17 protein-coding genes are annotated in these 16,781 nt (G+C 74.6%); 1 reads left to right on the top strand and 16 read right to left on the bottom strand.

Translation table 11 applies throughout. The features are described from left to right. Window positions 1–76: 76 nt before the first annotated feature. The 3 genes from KUM42_RS19370 to pyrR are packed head-to-tail and all read right to left on the bottom strand — an operon-like array spanning window position 77 to window position 2,840. Window positions 77–1,357 (bottom strand): dihydroorotase, encoded by a 1,281-nt coding sequence (locus KUM42_RS19370; RefSeq protein WP_237494144.1) that lies wholly within the window; start codon window positions 1,355–1,357, stop codon window positions 77–79. After that, window positions 1,354–2,274, bottom strand: a complete 921-nt coding sequence (locus tag KUM42_RS19365; RefSeq protein WP_237494143.1) for an aspartate carbamoyltransferase catalytic subunit — start codon at window positions 2,272–2,274, stop codon at window positions 1,354–1,356. The genes KUM42_RS19370 and KUM42_RS19365 overlap by 4 nt, the downstream gene beginning before the upstream one ends. Continuing rightward, the gene (gene pyrR / locus KUM42_RS19360; protein WP_304610719.1) at window positions 2,271–2,840 is read right to left on the bottom strand and encodes a bifunctional pyr operon transcriptional regulator/uracil phosphoribosyltransferase PyrR; all 570 of its coding nucleotides are present in this window, start codon (window positions 2,838–2,840) and stop codon (window positions 2,271–2,273) included. Before pyrR ends, KUM42_RS19365 begins: the two co-directional genes overlap by 4 nt. Window positions 2,841–3,090: 250 nt before the next feature. Here pyrR and KUM42_RS19355 point away from each other — a divergent pair, with 250 nt between their 5' ends. Next, complete coding sequence (locus KUM42_RS19355; protein WP_237494142.1) at window positions 3,091–3,630, top strand: transcriptional regulator; 540 nt, start codon at window positions 3,091–3,093, stop codon at window positions 3,628–3,630. Window positions 3,631–4,363: 733 nt separating this feature from the next. On the opposite strand, the gene nusB is transcribed toward KUM42_RS19355, so the two are convergent. Genes nusB through alaS form a run of 13 tightly spaced genes read right to left on the bottom strand, consistent with a single transcriptional unit; the run spans window position 4,364 to window position 16,717 of the window. Beyond that, window positions 4,364–4,768, bottom strand: a complete 405-nt coding sequence (gene nusB, locus KUM42_RS19350; RefSeq protein ID WP_237494141.1) for a transcription antitermination factor NusB — start codon at window positions 4,766–4,768, stop codon at window positions 4,364–4,366. Between the two features lie 4 nt (window positions 4,769–4,772). Continuing rightward, window positions 4,773–5,333, bottom strand: a complete 561-nt coding sequence (gene efp, locus KUM42_RS19345; RefSeq protein ID WP_237494140.1) for an elongation factor P — start codon at window positions 5,331–5,333, stop codon at window positions 4,773–4,775. Beyond that, window positions 5,334–6,431 (bottom strand): Xaa-Pro peptidase family protein, encoded by a 1,098-nt coding sequence (locus KUM42_RS19340; protein WP_237494139.1) that lies wholly within the window; start codon window positions 6,429–6,431, stop codon window positions 5,334–5,336. After that, complete coding sequence (gene aroQ, locus KUM42_RS19335; protein ID WP_237494138.1) at window positions 6,428–6,862, bottom strand: type II 3-dehydroquinate dehydratase; 435 nt, start codon at window positions 6,860–6,862, stop codon at window positions 6,428–6,430. The genes KUM42_RS19340 and aroQ overlap by 4 nt, the downstream gene beginning before the upstream one ends. Next, a complete protein-coding gene (gene aroB / locus KUM42_RS19330; RefSeq protein WP_237494137.1) occupies window positions 6,859–7,917 on the bottom strand; it encodes a 3-dehydroquinate synthase in 1,059 nt (352 codons plus the stop codon). Before aroB ends, aroQ begins: the two co-directional genes overlap by 4 nt. After that, window positions 7,914–8,432 carry a shikimate kinase gene (locus tag KUM42_RS19325; RefSeq protein ID WP_237494136.1) on the bottom strand — a complete coding sequence of 173 codons (519 nt, stop codon included), beginning with the start codon at window positions 8,430–8,432 and terminating at the stop codon, window positions 7,914–7,916. Before KUM42_RS19325 ends, aroB begins: the two co-directional genes overlap by 4 nt. Further along, entirely contained in the window at window positions 8,429–9,607 is a 1,179-nt protein-coding gene (gene aroC / locus KUM42_RS19320; RefSeq protein ID WP_237494135.1) for a chorismate synthase, read from the bottom strand. The genes KUM42_RS19325 and aroC overlap by 4 nt, the downstream gene beginning before the upstream one ends. Window positions 9,608–9,622: 15 nt before the next feature. Then, a complete protein-coding gene (locus KUM42_RS19315; protein ID WP_237494134.1) occupies window positions 9,623–10,252 on the bottom strand; it encodes an A24 family peptidase in 630 nt (209 codons plus the stop codon). A 7-nt stretch (window positions 10,253–10,259) separates the two neighbouring features. Continuing rightward, the gene (locus KUM42_RS19310) at window positions 10,260–11,051 is read right to left on the bottom strand and encodes a shikimate dehydrogenase (protein WP_237494133.1); all 792 of its coding nucleotides are present in this window, start codon (window positions 11,049–11,051) and stop codon (window positions 10,260–10,262) included. A 39-nt stretch (window positions 11,052–11,090) separates the two neighbouring features. Next, window positions 11,091–13,184: an endolytic transglycosylase MltG gene (mltG, locus tag KUM42_RS19305; protein WP_237494132.1), complete on the bottom strand. Its 2,094-nt coding sequence runs from the start codon at window positions 13,182–13,184 to the stop codon at window positions 11,091–11,093. After that, on the bottom strand, window positions 13,181–13,678 hold the full coding sequence (gene ruvX, locus KUM42_RS19300; RefSeq protein ID WP_237494131.1) for a Holliday junction resolvase RuvX: 498 nt from the start codon (window positions 13,676–13,678) through the stop codon (window positions 13,181–13,183). Before ruvX ends, mltG begins: the two co-directional genes overlap by 4 nt. Next, complete coding sequence (locus KUM42_RS19295; RefSeq protein ID WP_237494130.1) at window positions 13,668–14,042, bottom strand: hypothetical protein; 375 nt, start codon at window positions 14,040–14,042, stop codon at window positions 13,668–13,670. The genes ruvX and KUM42_RS19295 overlap by 11 nt, the downstream gene beginning before the upstream one ends. Continuing rightward, entirely contained in the window at window positions 14,039–16,717 is a 2,679-nt protein-coding gene (gene alaS, locus KUM42_RS19290) for an alanine--tRNA ligase (RefSeq protein ID WP_237494129.1), read from the bottom strand. Before alaS ends, KUM42_RS19295 begins: the two co-directional genes overlap by 4 nt. Between the last annotated feature and the right edge of the window lie 64 nt (window positions 16,718–16,781).

Below are 16,781 nucleotides of genomic sequence, written 5' to 3'. Positions count from 1 at the left end.
TGCTCTGCTCCCGTTCCCGGCCACGCTCGCTCCGCTCCTCGCTCGTTCCTCGCTGCGATGCTCACTCGCTGCCGGTTCACTTCGTTGCCTTTCCGTCGAGCACGGTCGCGACGCCCCGGAGGAACGTGGCGACCACCCGGCCGGGGAGCTCCCGGCCGGCATAGGGGCTGTTGCGGCTGCGGCTGGCCAGCGCGGCCGGGTCCACGACCGAGGAGTGCGCGGGGTCCAGCAGCAGCAGGTTGGCCGGCTCGCCGACGGCGAGCGGGCGGCCGTGCGTCTCGAGCCGGCCGATCGCGGCGGGGCGGACCGACATCCGGTCGGCCACCCCGCGCCAGTCCAGGAGCCCGGGCTCGACCATGGTCTGCACCACGATCGACAGCGCCTGCTCCAGCCCGAGCATCCCCGGGCGGGCGGCGGCCCACTCGCTCTCCTTGTCCTCCACCGCGTGCGGCGCGTGGTCGGTGGCGACGGCGTCGATCGTGCCGTCGGCCAGCCCGGCCCGCAGCGCGGCCACGTCGGCGTCGGTGCGCAGCGGCGGGTTCACCTTGTAGACCGGGTCGTAGGTCTCGGCGAGGGAGTCGGTGAGCAGCAGGTGGTGCGGGGTGACCTCGGCGGTCACCTGCACGCCGCGGGCCTTCGCCCAGCGCAGGATGTCGACCGAGCCGGCGGTGGAGACGTGGCAGACGTGCAGCCGGGCCCCGACGTGCTGGGCCAGCAGGACGTCGCGGGCGATGACCGCCTCCTCGGCGGCGGCCGGCCAGCCGGTGAGCCCGAGCCGGGCGGAGCGCTCGCCCTCGTTCATCTGCGCGCCGACGGTGAGCCGCGGCTCCTCGGCGTGCTGGGCGACGACGCCGTCCAGGGCCTTGACGTACTCCAGCGCGCGGCGCATCAAGGCGGGGTCGGCGACGCAGTGCCCGTCGTCGGAGAACACCCGCACCCGGGCGGCGGAGTCGGCCATCGCGCCCAGCTCGGCCAGCTGGGTGCCACCCAGGCCTACGGTCACCGCGCCCACCGGGACGACGTCGACCAGCCCGGCCTCCTGGCCCAGCCGCCACACCTGCTCGACGACGCCCGCGGTGTCGGCGACCGGGTCGGTGTTGGCCATGGCGTGCACCGCGGTGAACCCGCCGAGCGCAGCGGCACGGGAGCCGGTCTCGACCGTCTCGGCGTCCTCGCGGCCCGGCTCGCGCAGGTGGGTGTGCAGGTCGACCAGGCCCGGCAGCGCGACGAGGCCCGCGCCGTCCACCACCTCGTCATCGCCGTCCAGCCCGGGGGCCATCTCGGTGATGCGGCCGTCGGTGATGCGGATGTCGACGGCGTCCTCGCCGTAGGGCTTCACGTTCTTGATGAGCGTCACTCGGGTGCGCCTCCCAGCAGCAGGTACAGGACGGCCATGCGCACGCTGACGCCGTTGCCGACCTGCGCGACGATCGTGGAGCGGGGCGAGTCGGCCACCTCGGCGGCGATCTCCATCCCGCGGTTCATCGGGCCCGGGTGCATGACGATCGCGTCGTCGGCCAGCACCGCCATCCGGCGTCCGTCCAGGCCGTAGCGGCGGCTGTACTCGCGGGCGCTGGGGAAGAACGAGGCGTTCATCCGCTCGGCCTGCACGCGCAGCATCATCACCACGTCGGCCTTGGGCAGGACGGCGTCCAGGTCGTAGCTGACCGACACCGGCCAGCTCTCCACGCCCACCGGCAGCAGCGTGGGCGGGGCGACCAGGGTGACCTCGGCGCCCAGGGTGGTGAGCAGGCCGACGTTGGAGCGGGCGACCCGGGAGTGCAGCACGTCGCCGACGATCGCCACCCGCACGCCGTCGAGCCGGCCCAGCCGCTGGCGGATCGTGTAGGCGTCGAGCAGCGCCTGGGTGGGGTGCTCGTGGGTGCCGTCGCCGGCGTTGACCACGCTGCCCTGCACCCACTGCGCCAGCCGGTGCGGGGCGCCGGAGGCGGAGTGCCGGACGACGATGCCGTCGGCGCCCATCGCCTCCAGGGTGAGCGCGGTGTCCTTGAGGCTCTCGCCCTTGGAGACGCTGCTGCCCTTGGCGGAGAAGTTGATGACGTCGGCGGAGAGGCGCTTGGCGGCCAGCTCGAAGCTGATCCGGGTGCGGGTGGAGTCCTCGAAGAAGAGGTTGACCACGGTGCGCCCGCGCAGCGTGGGCAGCTTCTTGACCTCGCGGCCGGCCAGCGCCTGCTCGATCTGGGCGGTGGTGTCCAGCACCAGGGTGGCGTCGGCGCGGTCGAGGTCGGCGACCTCGAGCAGGTGCCGCTTCACTGCTCGCCCCCGGTGAGCAGGACCTCGTCCAGCCCGTCGATCTCGGCCAGGTGGACCTCGACCTTCTGGCTGCGCGAGGTGGGCACGTTCTTGCCCACGTAGTCGGCCCGGATCGGCAGCTCGCGGTGGCCCCGATCGACGAGGACGGCGAGCTGCACCGCGCGCGGCCGGCCCAGGTCGCGCAGCGCGTCGAGGGCCGCGCGGACCGAGCGGCCGGAGAACAGCACGTCGTCGACGAGGACGACGAGCCGGCCGTCGATGCCGGACTCGGGCAGCCGGGTGTCCTCCAGCGCGCGCACGCCGCGCAGCCGCAGGTCGTCTCGGTAGAGCGTGATGTCGACGGTGCCGACGTCGATGCGGGTGCCGCTGAAGGCCTCGATGCGGGCGGCCAGCCGGCGGGCCAGCGGGGCGCCGCGGGTCGGGATGCCGACCAGGACCAGGTCGGCCAGGTGGCTCGCGGCCTTCTCGATCAGCTGGTGGGCCACGCGGTCGACGACGCGGGCGACGTCCTCGGCGCTCAGCAGCGGCGGGACGGGTGGTGCGGGCAGCTCTGATGACATGGTCATCAAGCCTCCTTCCCCGCCTCACGGGACGGGTCGTTAAAGGAGATCCCGCCTCCGGCCTGGGCCGGGGAGCGGGGTGGACCGGCGTCGACGGTACTGCACCCCCGGTCGTGACCCTGCATCACCGGTCTGAGGGGTCTGAGCAGCCCGCATCCCCCGTTCGGGTCTCCCTGACTGTCGCGCCACTCAGAAGACAAGTACTCTGCGTGACCAGAACAGTTCCGTTCCGACGACAGTCAGTGAGCAGAGGGTCATGAGCACCGACTACTCCAGGGCGCTGGGCGCCCGCCTGCGTGCCATCCGCAACCAGCAGGGGCTGTCGTTGCAGGGCGTGGAGGACAAGTCCCACGGCCGGTGGAAGGCCGTGGTGGTCGGCTCCTACGAGCGCGGCGACCGTGCGGTGACCGTGCAGCGCCTCTCCGAGCTGGCCGTCTTCTACGGCGTCCCGGTCTCCGAGCTGCTGCCCGACCCGCGTCCCAGCTCGGCGGTGACGAAGAGCACCAAGATCGTGCTCAACCTCGAGTCGCTGGGCTCGCTGCCCGCCGACGAGGCCGGCCCGCTGGCCCGCTACGCCTCCACCATCCAGGCGCAGCGCCACGACTACAACGGCAAGGTGCTGTCGATCCGCGCCGAGGACCTCAAGTCGCTGGCGATCATCTACGACATGAGCCCCGACGAGCTGACCACCCGGCTCATCGAGTGGGGCGTGCTCTCCCCTGGCGCCGACGGCAGCATCTACGCCGACGAGGACGAGGACGCCGACTACGGCGACCGCCGCCGCGCCCCGCGCTGACGCACGACCCCCTCTGCCCCCACGGCTCGCGCGCGGTGGGAGGCAGAGGGGCCACGAGAGGCCCCATCCGCTGAGCGGGTGGGGCCTCTCGTGCGTCGTCGGGGTCACCCCGTGGACGGCCGGCGCATGAGATCTGCGATCTCGTGGCGACCCGGCCCGTGAACCCACGAGATCGCAGATCCCGCGCTCATCGACCGCTCCGCACGAGTCGACGTCCCTGGGCTCGGCCAGGACGCCTGCCCGGCAGCGGGAACGACATCTGCGCTCTCGTGGTCTCCGGGTCCTGGAGGCCACGAGACCGCAGATCTCATGGGCCGCGGCAGTCGCTGACCGATGCGCCGTCGAGCAGGACCTCGACGTCGGTCCGCGGCGGTCGCTGACCGGTGTGCCGTCGAGCGAGACCTCGACGTCGGGCCCCGGCGGTCGCTGACCGGTGTGCCGTCGAGCGAGACCTCGACGTCGGGCCCCGGCCCGTGCTGGACGGCGTACGCGAGCGTCACCCGCTCCCGGTCACGCTCCCGCGACCGGGCTCCTCGGCTCCCCGTCGGCCGGTCGTGGCAGCTGCCCCGCGACGCGGGTCTCCGTCACGACCGCCTCTGCCGAGTGGGCAGTCGGGGTCGCCGGCGGCGGCGTGTCCGGCCGTGTCGGCGGCGGCAACTGCCCACTCGGCGTCCCGGGAACGCGAACGGCCCACTCCGGGAGCCGGAGTGGGCCGTGGGCGTTCAGCGGTGGTTCAGGTGGGGATCTCCGCGCGGACGATGCCGCCGAGGACGCCGTTGACGTAGGACGGCGAGTCGTCGGTCGACAGCGTCTTGGCCAGCTCCACCGCCTCGTCGATGACCACGGCGTCGGGGACGTCGTCGACCCAGAGCAGCTCGTAGACCGCCATCCGCAGGATCGCGCGGTCGACGTCGGGCAGCCGGTCCAGCGACCAGCCGGAGGCGTGGGCCTCGATCAGCTCGTCGATCTTGGCCTGCTGCTCGACGACGCCCTCGACGAGCCGGACGGCGTGGTCGGGCACCGGCGGGTTGCCGTCGGCGACCCGGTCGCGGAGGACCACGAGCGGGTCGCCACTGCGGAGGTCGGCCTCGTAGAGGACGTCGACGGCGCGCTTACGGGCCTTGGTGCGGGCTGCCACGAGGTCAGCTGACCCGGCCGAGGTAGCGGCCGTCGCGGGTGTCGATCTTCAGCTTCTCGCCGGTGGTGATGAACAGTGGGACCTGGACCTCGGCACCGGTCTCCAGCGTCGCCGGCTTGGTGCCACCGGTGGAGCGGTCGCCCTGCAGGCCCGGGTCGGTGTGCTGGACGACGAGCTCCATGGTGACCGGCAGCTCGACGTAGAGCGGGGTGTCGTTGTGCACCGCCACGGTGACCTCGGTGTTGTCCAGCAGGTAGTCCGCGCCGCTGCCGACGGTCACCTCGGGCACGTAGACCTGCTCGAACGTGTCGCCGTCCATGAAGACGAAGTCGGTGCCCTCCTTGTAGAGGAAGGTCATGTTCCGCTTGTCGACGTTCGCCGTCTCGATCTTCAGGCCGGCGTTGAACGTCCGGTCGACGACCTTGCCCGACAGCACGTTCTTCAGGGTGGTGCGCACGAAGGCGCCGCCCTTGCCCGGCTTGACGTGCTGGAAGTCGGTGACGGTCCAGAGCTGGCCGTCCAGGTTGAGGACGATGCCGTTCTTGAGGTCGTTGGTGGTAGCCATCTAGAGGACCAGGAGTTCCTTGCTCGTGAGGGTCAACAACTCGGGCTCGTCGTCCGTGACGATCAAGGTGTCCTCGATCCGGACACCGCCGTGGCCGGGCAGGTACACGCCTGGCTCCACGGTGACGGCCATGCCAGCGGCCAGACTACCTGCGCCGAGCGCGGAGATGCCCGGAGCCTCGTGGATCTCCAGCCCGACACCGTGCCCGAGGCCGTGCGTGAAGTGCTCGCCGTGCCCGGCGGCGACGATGACGTCGCGGGCGGCGGCGTCGACGGCGGACACGTCGGCGCCCACCGCCAGCGCGGCCCGGCCGGCGGCCTGGGAGGCCGCGACCAGCTCGTACACCTCACGCTGCCAGTCCGCGGCGTGGCCCAGCACGAGGGTGCGGGTCATGTCGGAGTGGTAGCCGTCGACGGTGGCGCCGAAGTCGAGCTTCAGGAAGTCGCCGTCCCGCAGCACGGTGGCGTCGGGCCGGTGGTGCGGGATGGCGGAGTTCGCGCCCGCGGCCACGATCGTCTCGAAGCTGGGCGCCTCGGCACCCAGGGCCAGCATGCGCGCGTCGAGCTCGCGGCCGACCTGCAGCTCCGTGCGGCCCGGGCGCAGCGCCCCCTCGGCGGCCAGCTCGGCCAGCGCCTGGTCGGCGACCGCGCACGCCCGGCGCAGCGCCTCGATCTCACCGTCGTCCTTGATCGCGCGCAGCGTCTCGACCGTGCGCCGGACGCTGACCAGCTCGACGGCGCGACCGGCCTCGCCGGCCAGCCCCTCGAGGCCGCGCAGCTCGTCGACGGTGACCACGTGGGACTCGTAGCCCAGCCGGGTCGTGCCCTCGGTCAGCGCGGCCCGGGCCAGGGCGGGCAGGGTGGCCCGGTCGATCAGCAGCTCCACGTCGGGCACCTGGGCGCCGGCCTGGGTGGTGTACCGGCCGTCGGTGCCGAGCAGGTCGGCGCCGTCGGTGCGCACCAGCAGCACGCCGTTGGAGCCGGTGAACCCGGTCAGGTACCGGACGTTGAGCAGATCGGTGACCAGGACGGCGTCCAGTCCGTTGGCCGCGGCGGTCTGCCGCAGCCGGTCGCGGCGTCCGGCCTCGCGCTCGCTCATCGGGCTGCCTTCCCGGCCAGGTAGCGCAGGGCGAGCTCGTAGCCCTGCACCCCCAGGCCGACGATCGTGCCGTCGGCGACGGCGGAGACGTAGGAGTGCTGGCGGAACGCCTCGCGGGCGTGCACGTTGCTGATGTGCACCTCCACGACCGGTGCGGGCACCGCGGCCAGGGCGTCGCGCAGCACCACCGAGGTGTGCGTCCACCCGCCGGGGTTGATGACCACGGGGTCACCGGCGTCGGTGGCGTCGTGCACCCAGCCGAGCAGCTCGGCCTCGGAGTCGGTCTGCCGGACGACGACGTCCAGGCCCAGCTCGGTGGCGGTCACGCCGATCAGCTCGACCAGCTCGGCGTGGGTGGTGGAGCCGTAGACCTCCGGCTCGCGGGTGCCGAGCCGGCCGAGGTTGGCGCCGTTGAGCACCTGGATGGTCATGCGTCCTCCACTGCGGCCCAGGCGGCGTCGAGCCAGGCCTGGTCGGGGTCGGTCAGGATGGTGGGGCTGCCCAGGCCGCCGAGGACGACGAAGCGCAGCGAGGCGCCCCGGGCCTTCTTGTCCAGCCGCATGACCGCCTGCAGCTGCGCCCAGTTCCCGGCGTAGCGGGTGGGCAGGCCCATCGCATCGACGAGCGAGCGGTGCCGGTCGGCGTCGGTGCGGGACAGCCGGCCGGCCCGGAACCCCAGCTCGGCGGCGAACACCAGGCCCACCGCGACCGCCTCGCCGTGCCGCCAGCGGAAGTCCTCGACCCGCTCGATGGCGTGGGCGAGGGTGTGTCCGTAGTTGAGGTACTCGCGGCGGCCGGTGTCGTAGAGGTCCTCGCCGACCGCGTCGGCCTTGACCTGGACGGCGCGGGCGATGAGCTCGGCGGTGTCGGCGCGGCCGGTCGGGTCGGCTGCCAGCAGCTCGAGCACGCGGCCGTCGGCGATGAACCCGCACTTGACGACCTCGGCCAGCCCGGAGCGGAACTCCGCCTCCGGCAGCCCGGCGAGGGCGTCGGTGTCGGCGAGGACGGCGGCCGGCGGGTGGAAGGCGCCGACGAGGTTCTTGCCGGCCGCGGTGTTGATGCCGGTCTTCCCGCCCACCGCGGCGTCGACCATGCCCAGCAGGCTCGTGGGCACCTGCACGACGCGGACGCCGCGCAGCCAGGTGGCGGCCAGGAAGCCGGCGAGGTCGGTGACCGCTCCCCCGCCGACGCCCACGACGGCGTCGGAGCGGGTGAGGCCGAGCCGGCCGAACTCCTCCCAGGTCCGGGCGGCGACCTCGGCGGTCTTGGCGGCCTCGCCGTCGGGGACGACGACCGCCTCGGCGGCGACGCCGGACTGCTGCAGCGTCTCGACCGCGGCACCGGCGGCCGCGGCCAGCGCCGGGCTGTGCACGACCGCGGCGCGCAGGGTGCCGTCGAGCACCAGGCCGAGCTGGGTCTGCACCCCGGGGCCGATCAGGACGTCGTAGGGACGGTCGCCGGCGACGGTGATCCGGTGCGCGGTCACGGGGCGACCTGCACGGCGGCGAGGACGTCGGCGACGACGTCGGCGATCGGGCGTCCGGCGGTCGGGACGGTCACGGTGGCCACCTCGGCGTAGAGCGGTGCGCGGGCCCCGAGCATGGTGCGCAGCATGGCGCGGGGGTTGACCGCCAGCAGCGGCCGGTCGCGGGACAGCCCCACCCGGTGCGCGGCGGACGCGACGTCGACGTCCAGCCAGACGACGGTGCACCCGGACTCGACGAGCAGCTCCCGGGTCGCCGGGCTGAGCACCGCTCCCCCGCCCAGGGCCAGGACGCCGTCGTGCTCGGCGAGGGCCCGGGCGACGGCCGCTGCCTCCAGCTCCCGGAAGTGCGGCTCGCCGTGCGTGACGAACAGGTCGGCGACCGTCGTCCCGGTGGTGGCCTCGACGTCGGCGTCGGTGTCCCGGAAGGGGACGCCGAGTGCGGCGGCGACGGCCGTGCCCACCGTCGTCTTGCCCGCCGCGGGCGGGCCGACGACCACGAGCACCGGGCGGGTCACCGGTAGGTCAGCGCGTCGAGGTAGCCCTGGACGTTGCGACGGGTCTCGGGGACCGAGTCGCCGCCGAACTTCTCCAGCACCGCGTCGGCGAGGACCAGGGCGACCATCGCCTCCATCACCACGCTGCCGCGCGGGACGGCGCAGGCGTCGCTGCGCTGGTTGATCGCGACCGCGGCCTCGCCCGTGGCGGTGTCGACGGTGGCCAGCGCGCGGGGCACGGTGCTGATCGGCTTCATGGCCGCGCGCACGCGGAGCACCTCGCCGTTGGTCATGCCGCCCTCGATGCCACCGGCGCGGTCGGTGCGCCGGGACAGCTGCCCGTCGGCGACGTCGATCTCGTCGTGGGCCACGGAGCCGCGACGGCGGGCGGTGCCCAGGCCGTCACCGACCTCGACGGCCTTCACCGACTGCACGCCCATCAGGGCACCGGCCAGCCGGGAGTCCAGCCGCCGGTCCCAGTGCACGTGGCTGCCCAGGCCCGGCGGCAGGCCGTGCACGACGACCTCGACCACGCCGCCCAGGGTGTCGCCGGACTTGCGGGCGTCGTCGATCTCGGCGGTCATCGCCGCGCTCGTGGCGGGGTCCGCGCAACGCACCGGGTCCTCGTCGAGGCGCGGGTTGTCGTCGGGGCCGGGCAGCACGCCGTCGGGGGCGGTGACCGGGCCGATGCCGACCACGTGGCTGACCACCTGGACGCCGAGGACCTGCTGCAGGAACGCCCGCGCGACCGTGCCGAGCGCGACCCGGGCTGCGGTCTCCCGGGCGCTGGCGCGCTCGAGCACCGGGCGGGCGTCGTCGAAGCCGTACTTCTGCATGCCGGGCAGGTCGGCGTGGCCCGGGCGCGGGCGGGTGAGCGGGGCGTTGCGCGCCTGGCCGGCCAGCACCTCGGCGTCCACCGGGTCCGCGGACATCACGCTGGACCACTTGGGCCACTCGGTGTTGCCGATCTGCACGGCGATCGGACCGCCCTGCGTGACCCCGTGCCGGACGCCGCCGGTGAGGGTGACGACGTCCTCCTCGAAGCTCATCCGCGCGCTCCGGCCGTGACCGAGCCGGCGACGGGTGAGCTGGGCGTCGACGTCGGAGGTCTGCACCTGCACCCCGGCCGGCAGGCCCTCCAGGATCGCGGTGAGCTGCTGCCCGTGCGACTCGCCTGCGGTCAGCCAACGCAACATGCGGGCGATTCTGCCCTAGCCCGCGTTGAGGACCAGCGCGACGTAGGCGCCGGCGAGCAGCGGCGGGCCGAAGGGGACCGCGGTGCGCCACCCCGCGCGGCCGACCGCCACCAGCACCAGCGACCCGGCCGCGCCGAGCAGCAGCCCGGCGAACACGCCGGTGACCAGCACGTCCCACCCGGCCCAGCCGAGGACGACGCCGATCAGGCCGAGCAGCTTCACGTCGCCGCCACCGAACCCGCGCGGCTGCACCAGCCGGGCAGCCGTGCCCAGCAGGTACGCGAGAGCCCCGGCCGCGATCGCCCGCAGCAGCGCGCTCCACGGGCCGGTGACCGCGGCGTCGACGGCCAGCGCGGCGGTGCAGACGGCCACGGCCGGGAAGGTGACCCGGTCCGGCAGCCGGTGGCTGGCCAGGTCGACCCCGGCCAGGACGACGGCCGCGGCACCGAACCAGGCGAGCGCTCCCACCGCGGGGCGGTCGCCGACCAGCGGTGCGGCCCCGACGGCGGCGGCAGCGGCCGCGCTGGTCACCGCGATCCGGACGGCGCCGGGCCGGGCGGCGGGGTCGCGGGTGGCCAGCCGCACGGTGACGGCGGCCAGCCACGGGCCCAGGACCAGCCCCGCAGCTGCGAACAGCCAGCTCACGTGCCGGTCAGGCGTCCAGCGCGGCGCGCATGGCCTCGATCGGGGCGGGCCGGCCGGTCATCAGCTCGACCTGCGCGGTGGCCTGCCAGAACAGCACCTCGAGCCCGCTGATCGTGGTCCCCCCGGCCTCGGTGACCCGCTGCGCCAGCGGGGTGGGCCAGCCGGCGTAGAGGACGTCGAGCACCGTCTGCCCGCGCCACCAGGCGAGCTCGGCCACCGCGGGCTGCCCGTCGGCCGGCACGGTGCTGACCACGACCGGGGCGGTGAGCGTGCCGGTGTGGTCCAGGCGTTGCACGTCGGCGGTCACCCCGAGGGTGTCCAGCACCCGCAGCAGGTCTGCGGCGCGGGCGGGCTCGCGGACGACGACGTCGACGTGCAGGGCCCCCAGCGAGGCCAGCGCGACGGCCGCGGCGGCCGCGGTCCCGCCGGCGCCGAGGACAGCGGCGTGCTCGACCCGCTCCACCCCGCCCAGCTGCAGGGCCATCCCGACGCCGGCGACGTCGGTGTTCTCGGCGTGCCAGCCGGTGTCGGTGCGCACCAGGGTGTTGGCCGCGCCCAGCAGCCGGGGCAGCACGTCGACGGTGTCCGCGACCGCCACGGCCGCCTGCTTGCACGGCATGGTGACGGAGAACCCGCGCCACTCCGGGCCCAGCCCGGCGAGGAGCACCGGCAGGTCCTCGGCCCCGACGTCGAGCGCGTCGTAGGTCCAGTCGTCGAGGCCGAGCGCTGCGTGGGCGGCCCGGTGCAGCAGCGGGGACAGGGAGTGCCCGACGGGCCGGCCGAGGACAGCTGCCCTCATGCCGGCCCGCCCACGGGGGTGCAGGTCACCTGGGAGACCTCAGTTGCCCGGGTTGTCCCGCAGCCACTGCTGGAACAGCAGCACGTTGGCGTCGTGCTCCTCCTTGGTGGCGGCGAACCGGGTCTCCCCGGTGTCGGGGTTGGTCACCACGAAGAACAGCCAGTCGCCCGGCGTCGGGTCCAGCGTCGCCTTGATGGCCTCCTCGCCGGGGTTGCTGATCGCACCCGGGGGCAGGCCGTCGTTGGCGTAGGTGTTGTACGGCGAGGGGTTGGCCCGGTCCTCCGCGGTCGTGGTGACGCCGCTCTTGCCGTTGGCGTAGTTGACCGTGGTGTCCAGCTGCAGGCGCATGCCCTGGGCGATGCGGTTGTCCAGGACCCGGGCGACCTTGCCCATGTCCTCGACCGACCCGGCCTCGGCCTGCACGATGCTGGCCTCGGTGAGCACCGACAGCCGCTGGTCCTCGGGGACGTCGAGGGAGGTGAGCACCTCGTCGGTGCGGGCCACCATCTGGCTGAGCACCTCGACCGCGGTGTCGCCGGGCTCGATGTCGTAGGTGGCCGGGAAGAGGAAGCCCTCGAGCAGGCCGTTGGCGTAGCCGGGCAGGCCCAGCGCCGCGGGGTCGGCGGCCGCGGCCTGGAAGTCCGCGAGCGGGATCTTGCTGCCGTCGGCCAGCCGCTGGAGGACGGCGGTCGCGGTCAGCCCCTCGGGGACGGTCACCCGGCTCACCATCCGGGACGCCGGGTCCAGCAGCAGGTCCAGCGCGGCCCGGCCGGACATCTGTGAGCGCAGGGTGTAGACGCCGGGCTGGATGCCGGCGGCGGCGGGGTTGGCGGCCGCGGCGTCCTCGAACGGGCCGACGGAGGCGATGACGTCGGCGGTGACCAGCGTGGAGCCGATCGCCCGCAGCGAGTCCCCGTCGTTGACCCGGACCTCGACGGTGCCGGTGCCGGTGCCGGGGTAGTCCTCGGCCATCGGGTTCAGCGAGTTGAACAGCGTGCGGCCACCGACGACGGCGCCGACCACGAGCCCGGCCAGCACGAGCAGCGCGAGCACGACGATCACCGGACCACGGCGACGGCGCCGCGGACGGCCCGAGCCGCCCCCGCCACGCCGGCCCCGGCCACCGCCGCGGCCCCCGGAGGAGCCGTCGTCGTGGTGGTCGTCGTCGTAGTGGTGGTCGTCGTGGTGGTCGTCCCCGGCGATGACCTCCAGGCCACCGGTCTCGTCGAAGACCCGCGACGGGGCCTCGTCGTGACCGTGGTCGTGCTCGTGCTCGTGCTCGTGCTCGTGGTCGTGGTCGTCGGCCGGGTGGTCGTCGTGCCCGCCTTCGGTGCCCTGCCGGCGGTACTCGACCGGCGACCAGTCGTCGTGCGGGTCGTGCTCGTCCACGTGGTCGGCGTACGGGTCGGCGGCGCGCAGGTCGCCGGCCACCGGGTGCGCCTGGGTGGCGAGGTCGTCGAACCGCTGGCGGGGGCGCGCGGCCTCCGGGTCGGGGTCGGCGAAGAGGGCGGCCAGCGAGGCCGCCCCCGCCACGGCCGGCTGCGCGGCGGGCGCGGCCGCGCCGCGGGCGGTGGTCCAGCCGGCGTCGGTGTCGCCCTGGACGGACCGGACCGCGGTGCTGCGGCCGGTGGCCGGCCGGGGGGCGGGCACGATCCGGCGACCACCGAGCGGCACGGCGCCGGTCGGGTCGCCGACGGAGGGCACGGCGGGCGCGGCGACCGACATCTCGGTGGTGCGGGGCGCACCGGACCGGAGGAAGCCGACGGAGGTGTGGGCCGGCTTCGGGGCCGGGGGCAGCGGGCGCCGCTCGGCACCGGGTCGCCCGATGCCGAAGGAGCTCACGTCCAGGCCGGCCGCGGCGAGGCCGATGTCGGCCATGCCCGTGGCGTCCAGCCCGGTGATCTCGACGTCGGCAACGTCGACGGCCGACCGACCGGCCAGCAGCTGCACGCCGGTGCCCTCGGTGTCCGGGGCGCGGCGCCGGCGGCGGTCACCGGTCGGCTCGTCGGTCAGCTGCGCGGTCGAGGCGCCGTTCCAGGTGGCCAGCAGCTCGGCTGCGGACCGGCCGCCGTCGAGCTCGGCGTCGCCGGAGGAGTGGCGACCGCGACTGCGCGGCCGGGTCGGGTCCGTCACGAGTGGCGCCCCCAAGCGTCGGGGCCAGTACGTCGTCGCCCGTCGAGATGGCTCTGCAGGATGACCACCGCTGCCGCCTGGTCGATCACCGAGCGCTGGTCGCGGGCACGGATGCCCCCGGCGCGCAGATGACTCGCAGCGGTCACGGTGGAGAGCCTCTCATCGACGAGGTGCACCGGGACGTTCCCGATGCGACTGGCCAGGTCTTCAGCGTAGGCACTGGCATCTCTTGCCGAGGCGCCCGACGCACCGGACAGGTGCTTCGGCAGTCCCACCACCACCTCGACCACCTCTTCTGTCACAACCAGCTCAGCGAGGCGGTCCAGGTCGCTCTGGTCCTTGGCACGCCGGAGCGTCACCAGCGGGCTGGCGAGCATGCCGGTGGCGTCGGAGACGGCCACTCCCACCCGCACGGTGCCCACGTCCACACCCAGCCGGCGGCCCGGCACCCAGGCGGGGGCGGCGTCCCCGTCGGGTCGTTGCTCAGCGGCCATCGCCGTCGTCCTCGACGGGTCCGTCGGGGGCCGGGTCGTCGGTGGCCGGTCGGGGGCGGGACGCGCCGGGCACCCGGGGCGGGTACCCGCCGAGCTGGAGCTGCCCGGTCTCCGGTGCCGCCGCGGGCTGCCGCCCGGGCGCACCGGGTGCGGGCTGGGCGGGCAGCTGCTCGGTGCGCGGCGCTGCGGGGCGTTCCCCGGGCTGCTGGTCGCCGTGCAGCGGGGGCAGCGGGAAGGGCACCCGCTCCGTGCGGTGCTGCCCGTCCGCCTGCTCCGACGGCACGGGCGCGGGCACCGGTGGCCGCCCGGACCTCCTGGTCCGCTCCTCCACCGGTCCGGTGTCCGTGCCGTCGGTGTCGCTCACGCCGTGGTCGCTCCGATCGTCTGCTCGACCGCCGCGAGGGCGGCGGGGATGCCCTCGGGCTGGGTGCCGCCGCCCTGGGCGACGTCCGCCTTGCCGCCGCCCCGTCCGCCGACCGCCGGGGAGGCGGCCTTCAGCAGGTCGTTGGCCGACAGGCCGCGCTGCTGCGCCGCGGGGTTGACCGTGGCGATGAGGGACACCTTGCCGTCGGCCTCCGACGCCAGCACCACCGCGGCGGGCTGCTCGCCGAGCCGGCCGCGGACGTCGAGCGCCAGGCCGCGCAGGTCGCCACCGGACAGCCCCGCCGGGGAGGCGGTGACGACCGAGACCCCGGCGATGTCCCTGGCCGAGGCGGCGAGGTCACCGGCCGCGGCCAGGGTCTGCTTGCCGCGCAGGTCGGCGAGCTCGCGGTCGGCGTCGCGGAGCCGGCCGAGCATGCCGCTGACCCGGTCCAGGACGCCGTCCTGCGGGGTCTTGAGCAGGTCGGCGAGCTGGCGGACCAGGTCGCGCTCGCGGGCCAGGTAGCGGAAGCCCTCCAGGCCCACGGCGGCCTCGACCCGTCGGGCGCCGGAGCCCACCGAGCTCTCCGCGGTCAGCGCGAGGGTGCCGATCTGGGAGCTGCCGCGCACGTGGGTGCCACCGCACAGCTCGCGGGACCACTCGCCGCCGATCTCCACCACGCGCACCTGCTCGCCGTAGGTCTCCCCGAACAGCGCGATCGCGCCGAACTCGCGGGCCTCGGGCAGCGTCATGTACAGCGCGCGGACACCGTGGTCGGCGCGGACGGCGGCGTTGGCGACGTCCTCGATGTCCAGCCGCTGCTGCGGCGAGAGCGCGCCCTGCCAGGCGAAGTCCAGCCGCAGGTACCCAGGGCGGTTGTAGGACCCGGACTGCAGGGCCTGCGGGCCGAGCACCTGGCGCAGCGCGGCGTGCAGCACGTGCGTGCCCGAGTGCGCCTGGCAGGCCGACAGCCGCCACTCCCGGTCGACCTGGGCGTGCAGCTCGGTGCCGGCGCGCAGCTCCCCCTCGAGCACCCGCACCTGGTGGGCGACGAGGCCCTTGACCGGGCGCTGGACGTCGATCACCTCGGCGCGGCCGCCGTCCCAGGTCAGCTCGCCGGCGTCGGCGACCTGGCCACCGGACTCGGCGTAGAACGGCGTGCGGTCCAGCACGACCCGGGTGACGCCGCCGGGGCCGACGACCGGCTGGCCCTCGTGCAGGGCGTCCTCGGACTCGGTGACCACACCCAGCACCCGCGACTGCGTGTGCAGGGTGTCGTAGGCCCGCCAGTCGGTGGGCCCGAACTCGGCCAGCAGCCGGCGGTAGGCCAGCACGTCGACCGAGCCGGTGCGCTTGGCCCGGGCGTCGGCGCGGGCGCGGTCGCGCTGCTCCTTCATGAGGGCCCGGAAGCCGGCCTCGTCGACGGTGACGCCCTGCTCGGCGGCCATCTCCAGGGTCACGTCGATCGGGAAGCCGTAGGTGTCGTGCAGCGAGAACGCCTGCTCGCCCGACAGCGCCGGGGTGCCCGCCTTCTTGGCCGTGCTCACCGCGGTGTCGAACAGCGTCGTCCCGGCGACGAGGGTGCGCCGGAACGCCTCCTCCTCGGCGTACGCGGTGCCCGAGATGCGGGCGAAGTCGGTGACGAGCTCGGGGTAGCTGCCGCCCATCGCGTCCCGGGACACCGGCAGCAGCTCGGGCAGGGTGGGCTCGTCGACGCCGAGCAGCTTCATCGACCGCACCGCGCGGCGCAGCAGCCGGCGCAGGATGTAGCCGCGGCCCTCGTTGCCGGGGGTGACGCCGTCGCCGATGAGCATCAGCCCGCTGCGCACGTGGTCGGCGACCACGCGCAGCCGGACGTCGGTCTCGTGGTCGGCGCCGTAGCGGACACCGGCGAGGTCCGCGGCCCTGTGCAGCACCGGGGCGACCTGGTCGATCTCGTACATGTTGTCGACGCCCTGCAGCAGGAAGGCGACCCGCTCCAGGCCCATGCCGGTGTCGATGTTCTTCTTCGGCAGCTCGCCGAGGATCGGGTACTCCTTGCCCTCCCCCGGTCCCCGCTCGTACTGCATGAAGACGAGGTTCCAGATCTCCAGGAACCGGTCGCCGGTGGGGTCGACCGCGGGACCGCCGTCCGGGCCGTAGGCCGGGCCGCGGTCGTAGTGGATCTCCGAGCAGGGGCCCGCCGGGCCGGCCGCGCCGGTGTCCCAGTAGTTGTCGTCCTTGCCGCGGCGCTGGATCCGCTCGGCCGGGACGTAGGCCCGCCAGGCGTCGAAGGCCTCGTCGTCGTCGAGGTAGACCGTCGGCCAGATCCGGTCGGCATCCAGCCCCAGCCCGCCGTCGGCGACGGGACCGGTGACCAGGTCCCAGGCGAAGGCGATCGCCTCGGCCTTGAAGTAGTCGCCGAAGGAGAAGTTGCCGTTCATCTGGAAGAACGTGCCGTGCCGGGTGGTCTTGCCCACCTCCTCGATGTCGAGGGTGCGCACGCACTTCTGCACGCTGGTGGCCCGCGGGTAGGGCGCGGGCTCCCGGCCGGTCAGGTACGGGATGAAGGGCACCATCCCGGCGACGGTGAACAGCAGCGAGGGGTCCGGGGACACCAGCGAGGCGCTGGGGACGACGGTGTGCCCGCGCTGCTCGAAGTGCGCCAGGAAGCGGCGGCGGATCTCAGCGGTCTGCATGGGGAGGTCTCCTGCGAGCGCGGCCCGGCCCGGTCGGGGCCGGGCCGCGGGGTGGGATGGAGGG

The organism is Modestobacter sp. L9-4 (assembly GCF_019112525.1).
Taxonomy (GTDB): domain Bacteria; phylum Actinomycetota; class Actinomycetes; order Mycobacteriales; family Geodermatophilaceae; genus Modestobacter.
Note: the sequence above shows the minus strand (reverse complement) of the source record. Positions and strands in the feature narration are given on the sequence as shown.